This is a genomic window from bacterium (genome assembly GCA_030654305.1).
Lineage (GTDB): Bacteria > Krumholzibacteriota > Krumholzibacteriia > LZORAL124-64-63 > LZORAL124-64-63 > PNOJ01.
The window spans coordinates 1-2,285 of the sequence record JAURXS010000045.1; the positions used below are offsets into that span (position 1 = coordinate 1).

The 2,285-nt window shown below is 72.7% G+C and carries 2 protein-coding genes; both read right to left on the bottom strand.

All coding sequences use genetic code 11. The annotated features are described in order from the left end of the window. On the bottom strand, positions 1 to 1,323 hold a 1,323-nt coding region (locus Q7W29_01055), incomplete at its 3' end, for a sulfatase (GenBank protein MDO9170404.1). 37 nt (positions 1,324 to 1,360) lie between these two features. Further along, positions 1,361 to 2,285, bottom strand: a 925-nt coding sequence (locus Q7W29_01060) for an AEC family transporter (GenBank protein MDO9170405.1), incomplete at its 5' end; no start/stop codon positions are given.

Consider the following 2,285-nt stretch of genomic DNA (forward strand, 5'->3'; position numbering starts at 1 on the left):
CGCCGCGAACGCGGGGTCGCCGGCGAGGTTGCGCAGCTCGCCGGGATCGGCGGCGAGGTCGTACAGTTCCACCGGCCGGCGCGCGTTGCGGCCGCCGTGCTGGTCGAGGGGCACGATGTACTTCCAGCGCCTCGTGCGTACGGCGACCAGCGAACCGACCGGGCCATCGTCCTGGAAGTACTCGTAGAGGAAGGCATCGCGGCCGGGCGCACCGCGGGCGACCGGCAGCCAGGAGCGACCCTGCACGCCGGGCGGCGACTTCACGCCGGCGGCCTCGAGCAGGGACGGCAGCAGGTCGATGTTCAGGACCAGTTCGGCGCAGTGGCCGCCGACCGACAGGGCGCGCGGCCACCGTACCAGCAGCGGCACACGGATGGCGGGCTCGTAGGCGCGCCGCTTGTCCCACAGCCCGCCGTGCTCGCCGAGCAGGAACCCGTTGTCGCTGGTGTAGATCACCAGCGTGTCGTCCCGACGTCCCGACCTCTCCAGAGCGGCGTCCAGGGCGGCCACGCTCTCGTCGACGGCGGCCAGGCAGCGGTAGTAGTCCAGGACCGTATCGCGATAAGACCCGTAGAGCGCCTGCTCCGTGCCGACCGCCTTCTGCGACATGTCCTCGTCCGGAGCCCAGAAAAGATCGGGATTCTCGCCCGCGTAGAGATCGGCGTGGCGAGCGGCCGGCACGAAGGGCGCGTGCGCCGCCTTGTGGCTCAGCACCATCAGCAGGGGCTTCTCGTGGGGGCGCTCCAGGAACTCCAGGGCCCGCGCGGTCAAGGCATCGGTGATGTAACGGTCCTCGTGGACGACCTCCCCGTCGACGATGAGGTCGTTGGGCGCGTAGGAACCCTGACCGTTCAACACGGTCCAGTGATCGAACCCGGGCTGGGAGAGGGGGCGCGGGAAGGGGCCCAGGTGCCACTTGCCCCAGAATGCCGTCTCGTAGCCGGCCGCCTGCAGCAGTTCGGGGTAGGTGGGGTTGCCGGGCCTCAGCGGCCGGCCGGCGTTCGTGGCGATGCCGTGTTGGTGCGGGTAGCGCCCGGTCAGGTAGCTGGCGCGCGATGGGCTGCACAGCGACGTCGTCACGAAGGCGTTCGTGAAGCGGACGCCGCCGGCCGCGACCCGGTCCAGGGCGGGCGTCCGCACGTAGGGGTGGCCGGCGCAGCCGAGGGCGTCGTGCCGGTGGTCGTCGGCCATGATCACCAGGATATCGGGGCGGGACGGCGGGGGCACGGCGCCGGGCGCGGAGGAGCCGGCCCGCGCCGGCAGCGCGCCGGCGGCCGCCGCGGCGGCGATCAGCTTCAGGAAGTCGCGTCGGCCGGTCTCCAAGCCATCCCCCGCACTCCACCGCGTGCGGCGGCGGCGGTCAGACCCCGAGCAGCAGCAACCACAGGATGCTCGTCGGCAGCGAGAGCAGCGTGGTGCCGATGACCATGGCGCCGGCGAGCTGTTCGTCGCCCTGCATCTCCTGCGCCATGACGTAGCTTACCACGGCGGTGGGCGTGGCGGCCAGCAGGACCGGCGCCTGCAGGGCGACGCCTTCGAGCCCGAGGGCGCGCAGGCCGACGTAGACGAGCGCCGGGTAGAGGCCGAGCTTCAGGACGCACGTCGTCGCGGCGCCGGCGAACTCCCGGCGCAGGCGGTCCAGGTCCAGCCCCGCGCCGACCGAGATCAGCGCCAGCGGCAGGGCGGTGCCGCCCACGAGGTCCATGGCGCCGCCCAGCGTCGCCGGGATCGCGACGCCGATCGCCGACAGGACGATGCCGGTCGCGCTGCCCAGCGCCAGCGGGTTGACCGCGATGCGCTTCAGCATGCCGGCCAGGTCCACCCGCCGTCCCGGCCCCCCGCTGTGGTGGGGGAGGGTCAGCACCACGATCGACAGCACGTTGTAGACCACGACCATCGCGCCCACCAGCACCGAGACCTGGCCGACGGCCTCCTCGCCGAAGGCGTTCATGACCAGCGGCAGCCCCACGAAGACCATGTTGCTGCGGTGGGAGCCCTGCGCGAAGACGCCGCGCCGCGAGGCGCGGGACCGGAAGGCCAGCGCGTAGGTGACGGCCGCGACCAGCACGCTCACGGCGATGAAGACGCCCAGGACGCGCGGGTCGAGGCTGCTGCGCAGCGAGGTGCCGGCGGCGCCGCGCACCAGCAGCACCGGCGCCGCCACGTAGAAGACCAGCCGCGTCAGCACGGCGTTGCCCTCGGCGGTGACGAAGCGCAGGCGGCGCAGGGCGTAGCCCAGGCCGACGACCAGGAAGATGGGCAGGACGATGTTCAGGACGGTCATG